The 456-nt window shown below is 64.7% G+C and carries 1 protein-coding gene; it reads right to left on the minus strand.

Features of this window, described 5'->3' with window-relative positions; all coding sequences use genetic code 11:
• Positions 1–456: hypothetical protein (locus PZA18_RS24240; RefSeq protein ID WP_284103456.1), on the minus strand; the 456-nt coding region annotated here is incomplete at both ends.

Consider the following 456-nt stretch of genomic DNA (forward strand, 5'->3'; position numbering starts at 1 on the left):
CAGCCGATACCAAGGCAAATCGGGTCGGCCCATAGCCCGCATCGGCCTGGCGTCCGGCATCGAAGACGTAGAGGTGGTCTTCATAGCCACTGCCTACCTTGTGCCGCAGTACGATGGTCTTGCCTTCGCCCCCCAGGGCATCGGGCCGGACGTTGGCGATCTGGCTGACCTGATTACCTTCCACCTGCAGGGTGAAGCTGCCACGGGCCACGATCTGGTTGCCCGAAGCCAGCAGGTACAGCACTTCGGTCGCGCCGCTGGGGCGGGCCCGCACATTGTCGTCGTTCCAGCTGGCCAGGTCCCAATGGGTGTTGCCTTGGGTGGAGACTTGGCTCAGCTGGTAGGTGAAGTCGGTTGAACCAACCGGGCGGTACATCACCAGCATCCGGTCGGCCGCCACCCCGCTCACCTCGATACGGCTGCCGCTGGCGCTGATTTGCACCGGCAGGCCACTGC

Source organism: Parachitinimonas caeni (assembly GCF_030129945.1).
Lineage (GTDB): Bacteria > Pseudomonadota > Gammaproteobacteria > Burkholderiales > Chitinimonadaceae > Parachitinimonas > Parachitinimonas caeni.